General features: G+C 72.8%; 1 protein-coding gene. It reads right to left on the reverse strand.

Annotation, left to right across the window (positions count from 1 at the left end; translation table 11 throughout):
* Nucleotides 1–404: DotU family type IV/VI secretion system protein (locus ACZYSP_RS35295; RefSeq protein ID WP_489019197.1), on the reverse strand; the 404-nt coding region annotated here is incomplete at both ends.

The following is a 404-nucleotide window of genomic DNA, read 5'->3' on the forward strand; positions in this document are numbered from 1 at the left end:
GCATCGGCCACGCGCGCGAGCACCGGCGCATAGCGGTCGAGCACGCGGTCGGAGCCCGAGGCGAACAGGCCGTCGACGCGCAGCACCACCACGCTGCGGTCGGCCTCGTCGCGCACGGTCAGCAGGCCGTCGCGGATCTCTGGCTCGAGAAAGCGATGCAGGCGCGGCGTTGGCGCTGGCATGACCACCGCGCGCGTGGTCTGCGGCAGACGTACCGCGTTGACGGCCGCGAAAGCACCGTCGGAATGGCCAGCGAGGTTGAAGGTGAGCAGCGCGAACACGACGAGCAGCAGCACCGCCGCCACCGCGCCCACCGCCCACACGGGCAGCCAGTTGCGCGTGCGGCGCACGGGCGCACTCGCGTCCTTCCAGTGCGGCGACAGCGGCACGGCGATTTCGCCGCG

The sequence above is a fragment of the Variovorax sp. F042 genome (assembly GCF_057814215.1).